The organism is Microtetraspora glauca (assembly GCF_040656155.1).
Lineage (GTDB): Bacteria > Actinomycetota > Actinomycetes > Streptosporangiales > Streptosporangiaceae > Microtetraspora > Microtetraspora glauca.
Window position 1 is genome coordinate 58,736 of the sequence record NZ_JBFALK010000019.1, and the last position, 16,517, is coordinate 75,252.

Below are 16,517 nucleotides of genomic sequence, written 5' to 3' on the forward strand. Positions count from 1 at the left end.
AACCATGTGCGCGGTATGCGCAGGAGTTCGGCGCATCGATCGTTATGTCCGCCGGGTGCGGGGTCCCTCGCGACCGCCTCACATGGGACGACCCCGCTGTTCGGCCAGCACCGCTTCCAGGCCGGGCAGCACCACGGCACGGAACGCCGCGTCCATCTCGGCGGGTGTGGCGACGAGCTCACCGTCGGCCCATTTGCGCAGCAGGGCCATGAACGCCCCGGTCACGCAGATCACCGCCATGTCGAGCGACGCCGGCGGCGAGTTCCCCTCGGGAAGCGCCGCCAGCAGCTCGTCACGGACGACGGCGGCCATGATCTGCTCGCCGCGCGCGACCACGGCGGTGCCCCCGCGCCGCCCGAGCAGGGCCCGCGCCAGGCGCCGCTGCTCGTGAAGATGTTCGAACATCGGCAGGGTGAACGAGAGCAGCCTGTCCGAGCGTGACGCGGGATCGAGTCGAAGAAGGTCGGAGAGCTCGTCGAGGCTGCTGAAGAGCACCTCCTCCTTGTCCGTGAAATGCGCGTAGAAGGTCGAGCGTCCGACGTCGGCGCGGTTGATGAGGTCGGTGACGGTCACCGCCTCGTACCCCTTGGTCAGGATCAGGTCCACCAACGCCTGCCGGATGGCCCGGCGGGTGCGCCGTACGCGCCTGTCGGAGCTCTCCCGCCTCGGGGTCCCGGACATCTTCATCACTCCTGTTCAGTACGGCACGGCCTGGCGAATCTGCGTGTTGACCCCTCCGCGTCAACGAACTGACCATTCATAACTAAACAACCTGTTCCGAAAAAGGAGAAGTGCCATGCGCATCGGACACGGCCCCGCGAAACAGGAGGACGGCGGCGGCACGATCGATCACCCCCGCGCCTACGAGGTGCTGGCGGAAATCGGCCTCGGCGGGCGCCGCCGCAGGGTGTTCACCCGTATCGCCGCGCTGACCGGTGCCCGCCCAGGTGATCGGGTTCTGGACGTCGGCTGCGGCACGGGATACCTGACCCGGATCATCGCCCCTCTCGTGGGGCGCGACGGGCACGTGACCGGGGTCGACCCGTCGACGTCGATGCTCGATCACGCTCGTGAGCGCGCGCCCCGTACCTGCTCCTACCGCGTCGGCGAGGGCCAGGACCTTCCCTTCTCCGACGCGGCGTTCGACGTCGTGGTCTCGACTCTCGCCGTCCACCACATGCCCCGGTCCGCGCGCGGCACCGCCGTACGGGAGATGTTCCGTGTCCTGCGGCCGGGCGGAAGACTGCTGATCGCCGATTTCCGCCCGCCGACCCACCCCGTCTCCGCCCGCCTCGTCGGCGTGCTGGCCGGGCCGGCCATGCGGCCCGGCATGCCGGAGCTGCTCGCCGAGCTGGTTCCTGACGCCGGTTTCCGGATCACGAGCACCACCCATGTGAAGCCGCTGCTGCACTGCGTCGAAGCCGTTCGCCCGATCGAAACCGGGGCCTGAACGACCCCGGCCGCGACCCCGGCGTGGGAGAGAGGCTCCATCGATCTCCCGCCGCCGGTCGCGGCTCGAACCAGCCACGTCTTCCATCCAGTGAAAACGTTGATGTGCTGGGCGGACCGCGTCCAGATAGTTGGGGGGAGTCGCAGTTTCGAGGGAGCTCTGAATCCATATGACTGCTTTCGTGCGCAATCAGTGGTACGTCGCCGCGTACGGCCGCGAGATCGGGCGGGAACTCTTCGCCAGGACGATCCTCGGCGAGTCGCTGGTCTTCTACCGCACCACGTCCGGCCGGGTGGTCGCGCTGGCCGACCGGTGCGTGCACAGGCGCTACCCGTTGTCGGAGAGCCGGCTGGAAGGCGACACGATCGTCTGCGGCTACCACGGTTTCACCTACGACCAGGGCGGGACGTGCGTGTTCGTCCCCGGCCAGGCCCGGATCCCGCGCACCGCCCGCGTCGCGTCGTACCCGGTGGTGGAGCAGGACTCCTTCGTCTGGGTGTGGATCGGCGACCACGATCGAGCGGACCCCTCGTCCATCCCGCGGGCGCCCTGGCTCGACGATCCCGCGTACACCAGCGTGAGCGGCATGGAGCCGCTGGCCGCGCGCTACCAGTTGCTGGTGGACAACCTGATGGACCTCTCGCACGAGACCTACCTGCACGGCGGCTACATCGGCACGCCGGAGGTGGCGAACACCCCGATCACCACCGAGGTGGACGAGGACCGCGGGATCGTCTACGTCAGCAGGCACATGGCCGACGCCGAGTGCCCGCTGTTCTACGCCAAATCCACCGGCATCGAGGGCCGGATCACCCGCTGGCAGGACATCGAGTACCACCCGCCGTGCCTGTACCTGCTGCACAGCAGGATCGCGCCGGTGGGCGTGCTGCCGAACGCCGACGGTTCCGACCCCGGCGGCTTCCACGTCGAGGTCGTGTACGCCATCACGCCGGAGACCGAGAACAGCACGCACGACTTCTGGGCGGTGGCGCGCGACTTCGCGCTCGGCGACCACGAGGTGTCGGACTTCCTGGCCGAGAACAACCGCACGGTGGTCATGCAGGACGTGGTCGCGCTGAACCTGCTGGAGAAGGTGATCGCCACCGAGCCCGAGGGCTACCAGGAGCTGTCGATCAACATCGACACCGGCGGCCTGGCCGCCCGGAGGATCCTCAAGCGGATGGCCGAGGCCGGCGCGGCGCCCGCCCGGCCCTCCGAGGCAGTGCCGTCATGACGAGCCCGTCGATGCCGCGGGGCGACACCGTCTACCGCATCGACTGGACGCTCGGAACGGATGTCCTCGACGGCGTGTGCCACTGCGGCGCGCGGCGCCGCTCGGAGGATCCGGTGGAGCTGTGGGAATGGCTGCTCGCGCATCCCGCGGGCCACGAGCCGCCGGCCCGGGCGGGTGGCGGCGGATGAGGACCGCGACGCGGGCGGGCGCTCTCCCGCAGGCCGAGACGGAACTCGACGTGCTGCTCGCGCGCAAGGAGACGGTGGCCGACGGCGTGGTGCGGCTCACGTTCCGCGGCCTCGACGGCGGGCCGGTGCCGTACTGGGAGCCGGGCGCGCACCTGGACCTGATGCTGCAGGACGGCCTCGTGCGGCAGTACTCGCTCTGCGGTGATCCGGCCGACCGCTCGACGCTGCGGGTCGCCGTCTTGCGTGAGCCGGAAAGCCGGGGCGGGTCGCGCCACGTGCACGACCGGCTCGCCGAGGGCGACCGCGTGCGTGTTCGCGGGCCGCGCAACCACTTCGCGCTGGTGGAGGCGGAGCGCTACCTCTTCGTCGCGGGCGGCATCGGCGTCACCCCCCTCGTGCCGATGGTCGCCGAGGCCCAGGCGCGCGGCGCGGACTGGCGGCTGGTCTACGGCGGGCGCACACGGGCCTCGATGGCGTTCCGGGACGAGCTGTGCGACCGCTACGGCGACCGGGTCTCCGTACGGCCGCAGGACGAGACGGGACTGCTCGACCTGGACGCGCTGCTCTCGGAGCCGCGGCCCGGGACGGCCGTCTACTGCTGCGGGCCGGAGCCGTTGCTCGCCGCCGTCGAGCGGGGGTGCGCCCACTGGCCGGCCGGCGCTCTGCACATGGAGCGGTTCGCCCCGAAGGCCGGAGCGGACGCGGGGCCGCGCGACACGTTCGAGGTCGAGCTGGCCCTGTCCGGGCGCACGCTCGTCGTCCCCCCGGACAGGTCGATCCTGGAGGTCGTGGAGGAGTCCGGCGTGCCGGTGCTGTCGTCCTGCCAGGAGGGGACCTGCGGCACCTGCGAGACCGCCGTGCTGGACGGGGTTCCCGACCATCGCGACTCGCTGCTCACGGCGGAGGAGCGGGCGGCGGGCGACACGATGATGATCTGCGTGTCGCGTGCCCTCGGTCCGCGGCTCGTTCTCGAACTCTGATCACAGGGGAAGGACGGCGCCCGAATGGAGGAGGACATGGGAACCCCGAGCGACGCGCCGCGTCCCGGCCGCTCGGTCACCGCCAAGGTGCTCGCCCTGCTGGAGGCGTTCACCGCCGCCGAGCCGGAGCTCACCCTGAGCCAGTTGGCGCGCCTCGCCCGCCTGCCGCTGGCCACCGCGCACCGGCGGGCCGCCGAGCTCCTCGAATGGGGCGCTCTGGAACGCGACGAGCGGGGCCGGTACCGGATCGGGCTCCGCCTGTGGGAGGTCGCCTCGCTCGCCCCGCGCGGTGTCGGGCTCCGCGACGCGGCCATGCCCTTTCTCGAGGACCTCTACGAGGTCACCCACGAGAACGTGCAGCTCGCCGTACGCGAGGGCGCGGAAGTGGTGTTCGTCGAACGCATCGCCGGGCTGCACGCCGTACCGGTCTGGACCCGCGTCGGAGGCCGGTTCGCGATGCACGCCACAGGTGTGGGGCTGGTCCTGCTCGCCCACGCGCCGAGGGCCGTACAGGAGGAGGTGCTCGGCCTGCCGCTGCGCCGGTACAGCGAGAAGACGGTGACCGATCCGAACACGCTGCGCCGGGTCCTCGCGGGCGTGCGCAGGTCCGGTTACGCGGTCAGCGACGGCCAGGTCACCGTGGACGCCCTGTCCGTGGCCGCGCCGATCGCGGGCGTGGACGGCCGGATCACCGCGGCCGTCTCCCTGGTCGTCCGGGCGGACGGCGCGCAACCGGGCGCGCTGGCCCCTCTCGTCCAGGCCGCGGCGCGCGGCATCACGCGGGCGCTGCACGCTACGGCCGCGGGGCGGCCCGTGATGCGGAGCCCGCCGCCTCCACAGGCTCGTCCGCCACCGGCCGGCCCGGAGCCGGCGCGTCCAGCGACAGCTCGTCCAAAACCATGTCGGCCAGCTTCTTGGCGCGCGGCTCGTACGACCGGGCCAGCGACTGGAAGACCTGCTCGGCTCGGATCGCCGGCCAGTCGCCGGGCAGGTGCTCGGCCGGCAGGTGCGGGTCCTGGCGGACGAGCTGCAGCCAGTCGGTGTGCAGGAGCAGTTGCCGCGCGAGGTCGTCGGGCGCCGACGGGAGCGGGTGGCGGGTGTCCCAGCGGTCGAGGAAGGCGTGGTACCGACCGGCGATCTCCTCGGTGTCGAACGCCTTCCTGACGATGTCCGCCGACTCCGTGGGCTTGAACGCCCGCGCCGTGAGCACGGTGACGTGGTCGCCGAGTTCGAGCGGAGCGAGGATCCCGGTGACGTCCTTCACGCCGGGCGCGACCCACAGGCCGCTCTGCAGCAGGCCGAATCCGGCCCAGATGAGCTGGGATCGGAGGTCGTGCCGGGTGCTGCGCCTGCTGTCGGGGAGTGAGAATCCGACCAGCGTCCAGGTGCCGTCCCAGTCGCGGTTCACCGCGCCGGTCTCCCAGACCCGCCTGCGCCCGTCTTCCAGCACCTGCGTGGCGTGCCCAGTGAGCCCGAAGTACATCTTCCGGCCCTGGCGGTGCCGGGCCAGCAGGTTCCGCTTGACCATGCGGGTCAGGGTCGATCGCACCGCCTCCTCGGAGAGGCCGAGCCGGGCGAACACGTCGATGACGCTTCCCGAGTAGACGGCGGTGTCGCGTCCCAGCACGTAGATGCCGAGAAAGCTGAACATCAGCGACTGCGGGCGCGCGGACGGCGCGTGCGCCGGGTCGTCTCCTTCGCTGAGCGTCACAGGAAGAGGGTAGATGGATCAGCGATATTAGGCAAAACTTTGACGAACGTCTGAAAACTGCCTTATGTTGACCGGGTCGCTCATCGGCGCGTCGATCACATCGATCCGCGTCGAGAGGTCGTCGAGGGTCGTCGAGAGGTGAATCCATGGATCTGTCCGGCAAGGTCGCCGTGGTCACGGGCGCGGGCCGTGGCCTCGGGCGCGCGTACGCTGAGGCCCTGGCCGCGGCCGGCGCGGCGGTGGTCGTGAACGACGTGAACGCCGAAGCCGCGGGCGAGGTCGCCGACGCCATCACGGCACGCGGCGGCAGGGCCGCCGTCGCCGTGGGGCCGGTCGGCGGCTCCGAGATGGCCGACCGGCTGGTCGCCACCGCCGTCACGGAGTTCGGCCGGCTCGACGTGATGGTCACCAACGCCGGCATCCTGCGGGACAGGGTCCTGTGGAAGATGTCCGACCAGGACTTCGACGCGGTGATCGACGTGCACCTGCGCGGCACGTTCACCTGCGCCCGCGCGGCGGCGGTCCGCATGCGCGAGCAGGGGACAGGAGGCCGCCTGATCCTGATCTCCTCGCCCGCCGGTCAGCGCGGGAACTTCGGCCAGACCAACTACGCCGCCGCGAAGGCGGGCATCGTCGCCATGGCCCGGACCTGGGCGATGGAGCTGGCCAGGGCGAACATCACCGTGAACGCGGTCGTGCCGGTGGCGGCCACCGAGATGACCAAGACGATCCCCGTCTTCGCCCCGATCCTGGAGGAGGCCGAGCGTACCGGCCGGCCGTTCCCCGAGTGGCTGCGCAAGGACGAGGGCCTCGGCACGGTCGAGGACGTCGCCGGCCTCGTCGTCTTCCTCGCCTCGGACGCGTCCGCGGGCGTGACCGGGCAGGCCGTCGGCATCGGCGGCGACCGGCTCGCGCTCTGGTCGCACCCGAGCGAGAAGGCCGTCGCCTACGCCGACGGCGGATGGACGCCCGACGCCATCGCCGCGTCCTGGGAGGCGGGCGTCGGCGCCGAGCCGGAGACGTACGGGATCCCCGCGCCCAAGGTTCCGGAGGCGTGAGATGAGCGATCGGGTCATGAACGTCGCCGAACTGGTCGCGATCGACGTCCACACGCACGCGGAGGTCGCCAGGGACGGGCACGGCTCCCTGAGCTCGGAGTTGTTCGGCGCCTCCGAGGAGTACTTCAAGGCGCACGGGCACCGCAAGCCGACCATCGCGGAGACGGCCGACTACTACCGCGAGCGGAAGATGGCCGCGGTGGTGTTCACCGTCGACGCCGAGCACGCCACCGGGCACCGCCGCATCGCCAACGAGGAGGTGGCCGAGAGCTGCGCCGAGCACGCCGACGTGCTCATCCCGTTCGGCAGCGTGGACCCCTGGAAGGGCAGGGCGGGTGCCCGCGAGGCGCGCCGGCTCGTCGAGGAGCACGGCGTGCGCGGCTTCAAGTTCCACCCGAGCATCCAGGGCATCGCGCCCAACGACCGGACCGCCTATCCGCTCTACGAGGCCATCGAGGAACTCGGCGTCCCCGCGCTGTTCCACACCGGCCAGACCGGCATCGGCGCGGGAGTCCCCGGCGGAGGCGGCATCCGGCTGAAGTACGGCGATCCGATGCTGGTCGACGACGTCGCCGTGGACTTCCCCGAGCTGCGGATCATCCTGGCGCACCCGTCGTTCCCGTGGCAGGACGAGGCGCTCGCCGTCGCCACGCACAAGCCGTACGTCTACATCGACCTGTCCGGGTGGTCGCCGAAGTACTTCCCGCCGCAGCTCGTGCGGTACGCCAACACGCTGCTCAAGGACAAGGTGCTCTTCGGGTCCGACTATCCCGTGATCACCCCGGACCGCTGGCTCTCGGACTTCGACAAGCTCGAGATCAAGCCGGAGGTCCGTCCCAAGATCCTCAAGGACAACGCCGTACGCCTGCTCGGGCTCGGCGGCGAACAGCACTGAACCGGAACCGGAACAGGAACCGGCAGGAAGGGAGAACCCGGCGATGACCATCACCGTGAACGGGCTCGACGAGATCAAGGCGCTCACCGGCGGGGACCTCGGCCGCAGCGGCTGGCTGGAGATCACCCAGGACAGGGTGAACACCTTCGCCGACGCCACGGGCGACCACCAGTGGATTCACATCGACGCGGAGAAGGCGAAGGACGGGCCGTTCGGCGGCACGATCGCCCACGGCTATCTGACCCTGTCCCTGGTCATCCCGCTCTTCAACGAGCTGCTCGACATCCGGGGCGTGACGATGAGCGTGAACTACGGCCTGGAGAAGGTGCGCTTTCCCAGCCCGGTCCGGGTGGGCGGCAGGATCCGTCTCGCCGCCACGGTCGTCTCGGTCACCGAGGTGGCCGGGAACGGCGTGCAGATGCTGCTCGACTTCACCGTCGAGGTCGACGGCTCCGACAAGCCCGCCTGCGTCGCTCGGGCGGTCTACCGGCACTACGCCTGAGCACGATGCGGCGGGCATTCTACGAGGAGGACCACGAGGTCTTCCGATACGCGGTGCGCGAGTTCGTCGCGCGCGAGGTCGTGCCCCACCAGCTCGGGTGGGAGGACGCCGGGCGCGTCGATCCCGCTCTGTGGCCGGCCGCCGGCCGCCAGGGCCTGCTGGGCCTGGCCGTGCCCGAGCGGTACGGCGGAGGCGGGACCGGCGACTACCGGTTCAGGTGCGTGTTCATGGAGGAGCTGGCCCGGGTGGGCGCCGCCTCCGTCAACTCCCAGGTGAGCCTCGTCGACGACCTCGTGCTTCCGTACCTGCTCGATCTGGGCACCGGCGAGCAGCGGGAACGCTGGCTGCCCGGACTGTGCGGTGGCGCGCTGACCCCGGCTCTGGCGATCACCGAGCCGGGCGCGGGCAGCGACCTGCGCGGCATCGCGACCACGGCGCGGCGGGACGGCGACCACTGGCTGCTCAACGGTGGCAAGACGTTCATCACGAACGGAGGGCACGCGGACGTTCTCGTGGTCGTGGCGCGTGCCGATCCCGAGGGCGGCGGCCGCGGCTTCAGCCTGTTCCTCGTGGAGAGGGGCTCGCCGGGCTTCACCGCCGGGCGGGACCTGGACAAGCTCGGACAGCGCGGCGAGAACGTGGCGGAGCTGTTCTTCGACGACGTGTGGCTGCCGGCCGGCGCGCTGCTCGGGACCGAGGGCGAGGGGCTGCGGCACCTGCGCGAGCACCTGCCCACCGAGCGCATGTCGATCGCCGTGTACGCGCTCGCGGCGGCCGAGGCCGCGCTCGGCTGGACGCTCGACTACGTGCGGCAACGCGGCGCGTTCGGGCAGCGGATCGCGGACTTCCAGAACACCCGCTTCGAGCTCGCCGAGATGCGGACCGAGCTCGACGTGACGCGGTCGTTCGTGCACGACGCCGTCCTGGCGCTGAACGCGGGCGACCTGTCGGCGACGGACGCGGCCAAGGCGAAGTGGTGGACCACCGAGCTCCAGCAGCGGGTGGTCAGCCGGTGCCTGCAGCTCCACGGGGGCTACGGCTACATGCGCGAATACCCGATCGCGCGGGCCTTCGTCGACGCGCGCGTACAGACGATCTACGGCGGCACGACCGAGATCATGAAGGACCTCATCGGCCGCGACCTGGTCCGCGAATGAGCGGAAATCCGAACGCTGGTCCGCGAATGAGCGGGCAACGTTAGGCAAAGTATTGACGTGCGTAACAAGACTGCCTAACCTCGCCGTCAAGAGAGCGGACTCTCGCCAAGCCACGAATGAGGACCCCCACTCATGTCGAACTCGCCGGCCCCCCAGTCCACCCCCGTCCAGCTCCGTCGCGCGGTGACGTCGAGCTTCCTCGGCAGCGTGATCGAGTACTACGACTTCCTGCTGTACGCCACGGCGTCGGCGGTCGTGTTCAGCAAGGTCTTCTTCGGAAACCTCACCCCGCTCATGGCGACGGTCGCCAGCTTCGGCACCTTCGCCACCGGATACCTCGTCAGGCCGCTCGGAGGCGTCGTCTTCGGCCACTTCGGCGACCGGCTGGGACGCAAGCGGATGCTGGTCCTCACCATGGTGCTCATGGGCATCGCCAGCTTCCTCATCGGCCTGCTCCCGACGTACGAGCAGGTCGGCAGCCTGGCGCCCCTCGCGCTCGTCGTGCTGCGGATGCTGCAGGGCGTCGCCGTCGGCGGCGAGTGGGGCGGCGCGGTGTTGATGTCCGCGGAGCACGCCACCCGCCGCCGGGGCCTGTGGGCCAGTTTCACCAATGCCGGAGCGCCGTTCGGCATGGTCCTCTCGACCGCCGCGCTCAGCGGCACCGCGGCCGTCGTCGGCGAGGAGGCGTTCCTGAGCTGGGGCTGGCGCGTCCCGTTCCTGCTCAGTGTCGTCCTGCTCGCGATCGGCCTGTTCGTACGCCTCAAGGTCGAGGAGACCCCGGTGTTCACCGCCGCCAAGGACGAGGCAGCGCCCCGCTCGGCGCCGCTGATGGACGTGCTGCGCAACCACCCGAGGACGCTCCTGCTCGGGGTCGGCGTCGGCCTGTCCGCCTTCGTCGCCCAGGGGACGCTGACCACCTACCTCATCTCGTACGGCGTGGGAGCCGGGTTCGCGCGGCAGGACGTCCTGAACGGCCTGACCCTCTCGTCCGCGCTGGCCGTGGCCGGCATCGTCGGCTGGTCCGCGCTGTCGGACCGTGTCGGGCGCCGCCCGATCGTGCTCGCCGGAGCGCTGATCATGGCGGTGTACGGCTTCGTCCTCTTCCCGATGGCGGACACCCGGAACGTGGCCGTGCTCACCGTCGCGCTCGTGCTCGGCCAGGCGGTGATCCACCCGATGATGTACGGGCCGCTCGCGGCGCTCTACGCCGAACTCTTCAGCACGCGGAGCCGCTACACCGGCGCCTCGCTCGGCTACCAGCTCGCGGGACTCGGCGCCGGCCTCGCGCCGCTGCTCTTCGCCCAGATCCGGGCGTCCAGCGGCGGTGACGGCACGACGGTGATCTCCGTGGTCATCGCCGGCTGCTGCCTGCTCACCGTGCTGTGCGCATGGGCGCTGAAGGAGACCAGCCACGAGAACCTGACCTCGGACGCCGTGGCCGTACCGGCCGGAAGTCCCACCGCCCATCCGAAGATCTGACCCCGGAGGTCGTACACCGATGCAGAACGCTGGAGTGGGAGGGTGGCCGGCTCGCCGGGCCCAGATGACGCCGGACCGCACGGCGCTCGTCCTCCACGACCGGACCCTCACCTACGCCCAGGTCCACGAACGCACCACGAAACTGGCCTCGCGGCTGCGCGAGGCCGGGGTGCGGGCCGGGGACCGGGTCGCCTACCTCGGTCCCAACCACACCGCGTTCGCCGAGACCATGTTCGCCACCCACCTGCTCGGCGGGATCTTCGTCCCGCTGAACTTCAGGCTCGCGGCACCCGAGATCGCGTACATGCTGGAGAACTCCGGCGCGACGGTCCTGATCTACGCGCCGGAGTGCGCCGCGGTGGTCCGCGCGCTCCCGGACACGCCCGCCCTGCTCGCGATCATCGCCCTCGCCTCTCCCGCGCCGGGGGAACGGGAGTACGAGACGTGGTTGTCGGAGGGCGACCCCACGCCGATCGACGTGCCGGTGGCGCTCGACGACGTCGCCCTGATCCTCTACACCTCGGGCACCACCGGGCGCCCCAAGGGCGCGACCCTCACCCACGCCAACCTCGTCTGGAACACCTTCAACATCATGATCGGCGTCGACGTGGCGAGTGACGAGGTGACGCTGATCAGCGCGCCGCTCTTCCACGTCGCGGCCCTGGACCAGACGCTGCTGCCGACGTTCGCCAAGGGCGGCTGCTCGGTGATCATGCCGTCGTGGAACGTGGACGAGTGCTACGACCTCATCGAGAAGCACGGCGTCACCTGGATGTTCGGGGTCACCACCATGTTCGCGGCGTTCGCCCGGTCGCCGCGGTGGGCCGGCGCCGACCTGTCCTCGCTGCGCAACCTGATGTCCGGGGGAGCGGCGATCCCGGCCGCGCTGATCCGTACCTACCAGGAACGCGGCCTGGTGTTCTGCCAGGGGTACGGGCTCACCGAGACCGCGCCGGGCGCGACCTTCCTGGAGGCGAGCCAGAGCACCCGCAAGGTCGGCTCCGCGGGCGTTCCCGTGTTCTTCGCCGCCGTACGCGTGGTCCGTCCCGACCTCACCGACGTGGCGGTCGGCGAGCCGGGAGAGGTGCTCGTCAAGGGGCCCAACGTGACCCCCGGCTACTGGCGGAACCCGGAGGCGACGGCGGCGGCGTTCTCCGAGGGCGGCTGGTTCCACTCCGGTGACATCGCCACCGTCGACGAGGAGGGGCACCTGTACATCGTCGACAGGGTCAAGGACATGTACATCTCCGGCGGGGAGAACGTCTACCCGGCCGAGGTCGAGGGTGTGATGTTCGAGCATCCGGCCGTGGCCGAGGTCGCCGTGGTCGGAGTGCCCGACGCGACCTGGGGCGAGGTCGGCCGCGCGTTCGTCGTCCGCCGTCCCGGCGAGGACGTCACCGGCGACGAGCTGCGCGACTTCCTCCTCGGACGGCTGGCCAAGTACAAGATCCCCCGCTATTTCGACGTGGTGGACGACCTGCCGAGAACGGGATCAGGGAAGATCCAGAAGCCCGAACTACGCCACCGCGCCCTGCCATAGCGGAGCCGGTGCGCGTTACGGGTTTCCGCCATAGGAGTCGGCGGATCGCCCCCATGGTCGGCGGCCCCGCCCCTGCCTAGCGTTGGACGCATGATCAGCCTCAAGGGATTGACCAAGCGTTACGGCGATCGGGTCGCCGTCGACGACCTGACGCTGGAGCTGAAACCCGGCACGGTGACCGGCTTCCTCGGCCCGAACGGCGCCGGCAAGTCGACCACGATGCGCATGATCCTCGGGCTCGACCGCCCGACGTCCGGCACGGCGCTCGTCGGAGGAGTGCCGTACCACGAGATCAGGTATCCGCTGCGGACGGTCGGGGCGCTGCTCGACGCGCGCGCGGTGCATCCGGGGCGCAGCTGCCGCGCGCACCTGCTGGCGCTGGCGCGCGGCAACGGCATCACGAGAAGCCGGGTCGAGGAGGTCCTGGAGACGGTCGGACTGGCGGGCGTGGCGGGCAGGCGCGCCGGCGTGCTGTCGCTGGGCATGAGCCAGCGGCTCGGCATCGCGGCGGCACTGCTGGGCGACCCCGACGTGCTGATGTTCGACGAACCCGTCAACGGCCTCGACCCCGACGGCGTGCGCTGGGTGCGCGACCTGATGCGCTCGCTGGCCGAGCAGGGCCGCACGGTCTTCGTCTCCAGTCACCTGATGAGCGAGATGCAGCTGACCGCCGACCACCTGGTGGTGATCGGCAAGGGACGGCTCATCATGGACGCGCCGCTCGCGGCGGTCATCGCGCAGAGCTCGCTGACCGCCGTGGTCGTCCGCAGCCCGCACGCGGGCGACCTGTCCGTACGGCTCCGCGCAGCCGGGATCGGAGTGGAGCGGGTCGGCGAGAACGCGATCGTCGCCACCGGCGCGGGCATCGAGCGGATCGGCGACCTGGCGTACGAGGCGGGCGTCCGGCTGCACGAGCTGAGCACGCGCGAGGCCTCGTTGGAGCAGGCATACCAGGAACTGACCGCGAGCAGCGTGGAGTACGGCGTCCAGAGAGCGAGCGTGTGAACGATGGCGGTCAAGGAACTGGGCCAGACGATCGGCGCCGAGTGGACGAAGCTGTGGTCGGTCCGCTCGACCTGGTGGTGCCTGACGGGCGCCGCCGTGCTCATGGTGCTGAGCGCGCTGACGCTGGGCGGCGCCACCGCGACGGAGCTGCGCCGCGCCGGCGGTGAGGGGGCGCGCCTGGTCGTGAGCGAGCCGGTGATCTCGGCGACGTCGTTCGTCCAGTTCGCGCTGGTCACGCTGGCGATGCTGACGATCACGTCGGAGTACGCGTCGGGCGGCATCCGCACCACGTTGCAGGCCACGCCGATCCGCGGCCGGATGCTCGCCGCGAAGGCGTTGGTGGTGGCGCCGGTGATGTTCGCGGCGGGAGTGGTGTCCGGCGGCATCGCGTCGGCGGTCACCTATGCGGTGCTTTCTACCAGGATGTTCGGCGGCTACGCCGTCCTCCCGCCTGCCGAGACCACGCTCGACCTGCTGGCCCTCGGGGCCTTCCTCGCCCTGGTGTCGGTGATGACGCTCGGTGTGGGCGCCGCGATGCGCAGCGCGGCCGGGACCCTCACCGTGGTGTTCATGCTGCTGATGGGCCTGCCGCTGATGCTCGCGATGACCGGCGGCCAGGTGGCGCTGGAGGTGTCGATGCGCATGCCGATGTTCGCCGGCCTGGCCTTCATGGGCAGCACCGACAACCTCACCGGCGGCCCGATCCCGTACTCGCCCGGCGAGGGCCTGGCCTGGCTGATCGGGTGGACGGCGGCCGGGGTGGCGGCCGGCTACGCCGTGCTGCGCCGGCGCGACGCCTAGACTTCGCAGCCGTGTCGAGCAACCGAGTCGCCCGCATGCTGACGGGGGTCTTCGCGGGCATGGCCCTCGGCGTCGCCGAACTCGCCTTCCTCTGCCTCGCCTGGCCCGCGTCCGTGATCCCGGCGGTCCGGCCCGCGGTCAGCCGCGCCGTGGCCCGGTTCATGGCGGTGGAACGGGCGCGACTGGGCCACGGCGCGGCGCAGGCGGGCGGCCACGGTTTCCTCGCCGCCCGCGCCGCGCTCGGCGTGCTCGGCGGGTACGTCAGCGTGGCGGGCCTGTTCATCAGCGGCCTCTTCCTGTTCGGCGGGTTGTGGGACCTGGCCTCGGGCGAGTCGGATCGGGTGCCGCTGGAATTCCCCGGAGTGAGGCTGGTCACCAGCAGTTGGGTGCTCGGGCTCACGGGCGGGGTGGTCCTGCTGGCGCTGGTCGTGCTGTGGATCCTCACGGTCGGCGCGGCGGAGCGACGGCTGGCCGACCACGTCCTCGGACCGGGCAGGCAGGAGCTGATGCGCAGGCGCATCGCCGAGCTGACCGCGACCCGTTCGGGCATCGTGCGAGCCGTCGACGACGAGCGGCGAAGGATCGAACGCGACCTGCACGACGGTGTGCAGCAGCGGGGTGTCGCGCTGGCCATGCTGCTGGGCCGCGCCCGGCACAACCCCGACCAGGCCAGGACCGCCGAACTGGTGAGCCAGGCCTACACCGAGTCGCGCCGGCTTCTCGACGAGTTGCGCAGCGTGGCCTGGCGGATCTATCCGACCGCGCTCGACGAGCTGGGCCTGCGCGCCGCCCTCGCCGGGGTCGCCGAGCGGTCGAGCGTACCGGTGACCGTGCACTACGGGCTGGCCGAGCGGCCCGTCTCCGAGGTCGAGACGGCCCTCTACTTCGTGGCCCGCGAAGCGATCACCAACGCGGTCAAGCACGCGGGGGCTCGTGACATCCTGGTCGTCCTGACCGAGGACGAGCGGACGGTGAGCGTGGCGATCTCAGACGACGGCACGGGCGGCGCCGACCCGTCCGGAGGAGGACTCTCCGGGCTGGCCAGGCGCGTCCTGGCGCTCGACGGCGACCTCACCGTCGACAGCCCCGCGGGAGGCCCCACCACGGTCGCCGCGACGTTGCCCAAGGCGGCGCCGTGCGGCTGATCCTGGCGGACGACTCGGTGTTGCTCCGCGAGGGCCTGATCCGGCTGCTCGACGAGGCCGGCCACGAGGTCGTCGCCGCGGTCGGCGACTCGCGCGCGCTCCTCGACGCCGTCGAGCGGCACCGGCCCGACGTGGCCGTCATCGACGTGCGCATGCCGCCGACGCACACCGACGAGGGGCTGCGCGCCGCATTGGAGATCCGCGAACGCCGGCCGGGCGTCGGCGTGCTCGTCCTGTCGCAGTACGTGGAGAAGACCTACGCGGCCACACTCCTCGCCGGGGCCACCGAGGGCCTGGGCTACCTGCTCAAGGACCGCGTCTCTGAGGTGGCCGACTTCCTCGACTCGCTCGAACGCGTACACGCGGGCGGGGCGGCCTTCGACCCCGAGGTGGTCCGCCAGCTGCTCGCCCGCACCACGCACGCCGACCCGTTGAGCAGGCTGAGCGCACGCGAGACGGAGGTTCTGGAGCACCTCGCGCAGGGCCTCGTCAACGCGGCGATCGCCGAGCGCCTGCACGTGTCGTCGAGCACCGTCGAAAAGCACGTCAACGCCATCGTCGAGAAGCTCGACCTGCCCCGGGATCCCGATTACAGCCGCAGGGTGCTCGCGATCCTGCGCTACCTCGACGGCTGATCCGCGGATCGCACGGTCCTGTGGCGTCGGGGCCGAGCCTCCACCCCACCCGAAGATCCGAACTGCGCATAGCCCTATCGCGGTAGGCGTAGTCCTGCGATGAGGAGTTCGACCAGCCGACGTGCGTCGTAGTGGGGATCGTTCTCCGCGCCGATGCAGAGGTTCCCGACGCCGCGCATGAGTTCGTAGGCATCCACGTCGGAGCGGATCTCGCCGGCGACGGCTGCGGCTTCGAGCAGTTGGGCGCACACGGGCACGAGCCGGTCGAGGAAGTAGGCGTGCAGGGCGTCGAAGCCGGTGTCGTCGGACTGCAGTACGGCGGCGAGTCCGTGCTTGGTGACCAGGAAGTCGATGAAGAGATTGATCCATCGCCCTAGTGCGGCGTGAGGAGTCGGGCTGGTCGTCAGCAGGGCTGCACCGGCCTCGGCGAGGGCCTCGATCTGGTGCCGGTAGACGGCGATGATGAGATCCGCGCGCGTCGGGAAGTGGCGGTAGATCGTGGCCGTCCCGACGCCGGCCTCGGCCGCGATGTCGCGTATCGGCGCTTCCACGCCTGACGTGACGAAGATCGCTGCGGCGGCGTCGAGCAGAGTCTTCTCGTTGCGCCGGGCGTCCGCCCGTTTGGGCCGGGCCGTAGGCCCTGCGCCCCGGTCGCTGTCGTTCACCGCGCCGTTCCCTCCGCTACCGAGCTTGCTAAACGGGACAACGTCCCATATCGTCAATCGGGACAATGTCCC

Annotated in this window: 17 protein-coding genes and 1 pseudogene; 15 read left to right on the forward strand and 3 right to left on the reverse strand. The window is 71.0% G+C overall.

Features of this window, described 5'->3' with window-relative positions:
- Positions 1–78 precede the first annotated feature (78 nt).
- Positions 79–681, reverse strand: coding sequence for a TetR/AcrR family transcriptional regulator (locus tag AB0I59_RS30270; RefSeq protein WP_358138324.1), 603 nt, complete (start codon positions 679–681; stop codon positions 79–81).
- Positions 682–796: 115 nt separating this feature from the next.
- Between AB0I59_RS30270 and AB0I59_RS30275 the strand changes: the two genes are divergently transcribed.
- The 5 genes and pseudogenes from AB0I59_RS30275 to AB0I59_RS30295 form a co-directional block, all read left to right on the forward strand.
- A complete protein-coding gene (locus AB0I59_RS30275; RefSeq protein WP_358138326.1) occupies positions 797–1,450 on the forward strand; it encodes a class I SAM-dependent methyltransferase in 654 nt (217 codons plus the stop codon).
- Positions 1,451–1,631: 181 nt separating this feature from the next.
- Complete coding sequence (locus tag AB0I59_RS30280) at positions 1,632–2,684, forward strand: aromatic ring-hydroxylating dioxygenase subunit alpha (protein ID WP_358138328.1); 1,053 nt, start codon at positions 1,632–1,634, stop codon at positions 2,682–2,684.
- On the forward strand, positions 2,681–2,872 hold the full coding sequence (locus AB0I59_RS30285) for a hypothetical protein (RefSeq protein WP_061260634.1): 192 nt from the start codon (positions 2,681–2,683) through the stop codon (positions 2,870–2,872). Before AB0I59_RS30280 ends, AB0I59_RS30285 begins: the two co-directional genes overlap by 4 nt.
- Positions 2,869–3,852 carry a PDR/VanB family oxidoreductase gene (locus tag AB0I59_RS30290; RefSeq protein WP_061260633.1) on the forward strand — a complete coding sequence of 328 codons (984 nt, stop codon included), beginning with the start codon at positions 2,869–2,871 and terminating at the stop codon, positions 3,850–3,852. The genes AB0I59_RS30285 and AB0I59_RS30290 overlap by 4 nt, the downstream gene beginning before the upstream one ends.
- A 36-nt stretch (positions 3,853–3,888) precedes the next feature.
- Positions 3,889–4,572: pseudogene (locus tag AB0I59_RS30295) on the forward strand (IclR family transcriptional regulator); the annotation flags it as partial.
- 73 nt (positions 4,573–4,645) lie between these two features.
- Here AB0I59_RS30295 and AB0I59_RS30300 read toward each other — a convergent pair.
- Entirely contained in the window at positions 4,646–5,563 is a 918-nt protein-coding gene (locus AB0I59_RS30300; RefSeq protein WP_358138331.1) for a PaaX family transcriptional regulator, read from the reverse strand.
- 146 nt (positions 5,564–5,709) lie between these two features.
- Between AB0I59_RS30300 and AB0I59_RS30305 the strand changes: the two genes are divergently transcribed.
- From AB0I59_RS30305 to AB0I59_RS30350, 10 genes are all read left to right on the forward strand, one after another.
- The gene (locus AB0I59_RS30305) at positions 5,710–6,621 is read left to right on the forward strand and encodes an SDR family oxidoreductase (RefSeq protein WP_358138333.1); all 912 of its coding nucleotides are present in this window, start codon (positions 5,710–5,712) and stop codon (positions 6,619–6,621) included.
- Between the two features lie 16 nt (positions 6,622–6,637).
- Entirely contained in the window at positions 6,638–7,516 is an 879-nt protein-coding gene (locus AB0I59_RS30310; RefSeq protein ID WP_435831128.1) for an amidohydrolase family protein, read from the forward strand.
- A gap of 43 nt (positions 7,517–7,559) precedes the next feature.
- Complete coding sequence (locus AB0I59_RS30315; RefSeq protein WP_358138337.1) at positions 7,560–8,018, forward strand: MaoC family dehydratase; 459 nt, start codon at positions 7,560–7,562, stop codon at positions 8,016–8,018.
- A 5-nt stretch (positions 8,019–8,023) separates the two neighbouring features.
- On the forward strand, positions 8,024–9,175 hold the full coding sequence (locus AB0I59_RS30320) for an acyl-CoA dehydrogenase family protein (RefSeq protein WP_358138339.1): 1,152 nt from the start codon (positions 8,024–8,026) through the stop codon (positions 9,173–9,175).
- Positions 9,176–9,307: 132 nt separating this feature from the next.
- A complete protein-coding gene (locus tag AB0I59_RS30325) occupies positions 9,308–10,654 on the forward strand; it encodes an MFS transporter (RefSeq protein WP_358138341.1) in 1,347 nt (448 codons plus the stop codon).
- Between the two features lie 19 nt (positions 10,655–10,673).
- On the forward strand, positions 10,674–12,194 hold the full coding sequence (locus AB0I59_RS30330; protein WP_358138343.1) for an acyl-CoA synthetase: 1,521 nt from the start codon (positions 10,674–10,676) through the stop codon (positions 12,192–12,194).
- Between the two features lie 90 nt (positions 12,195–12,284).
- The gene (locus tag AB0I59_RS30335; protein ID WP_358138345.1) at positions 12,285–13,199 is read left to right on the forward strand and encodes an ATP-binding cassette domain-containing protein; all 915 of its coding nucleotides are present in this window, start codon (positions 12,285–12,287) and stop codon (positions 13,197–13,199) included.
- Between the two features lie 3 nt (positions 13,200–13,202).
- Complete coding sequence (locus AB0I59_RS30340) at positions 13,203–14,000, forward strand: ABC transporter permease (protein WP_061261095.1); 798 nt, start codon at positions 13,203–13,205, stop codon at positions 13,998–14,000.
- Between the two features lie 11 nt (positions 14,001–14,011).
- Complete coding sequence (locus AB0I59_RS30345; protein WP_358138348.1) at positions 14,012–15,145, forward strand: sensor histidine kinase; 1,134 nt, start codon at positions 14,012–14,014, stop codon at positions 15,143–15,145.
- Entirely contained in the window at positions 15,136–15,780 is a 645-nt protein-coding gene (locus AB0I59_RS30350; RefSeq protein WP_061261097.1) for a response regulator transcription factor, read from the forward strand. Before AB0I59_RS30345 ends, AB0I59_RS30350 begins: the two co-directional genes overlap by 10 nt.
- 74 nt (positions 15,781–15,854) lie before the next feature.
- Here AB0I59_RS30350 and AB0I59_RS30355 read toward each other — a convergent pair whose 3' ends face one another.
- The gene (locus tag AB0I59_RS30355; protein ID WP_358138350.1) at positions 15,855–16,445 is read right to left on the reverse strand and encodes a TetR/AcrR family transcriptional regulator; all 591 of its coding nucleotides are present in this window, start codon (positions 16,443–16,445) and stop codon (positions 15,855–15,857) included.
- Positions 16,446–16,517 lie beyond the last annotated feature (72 nt).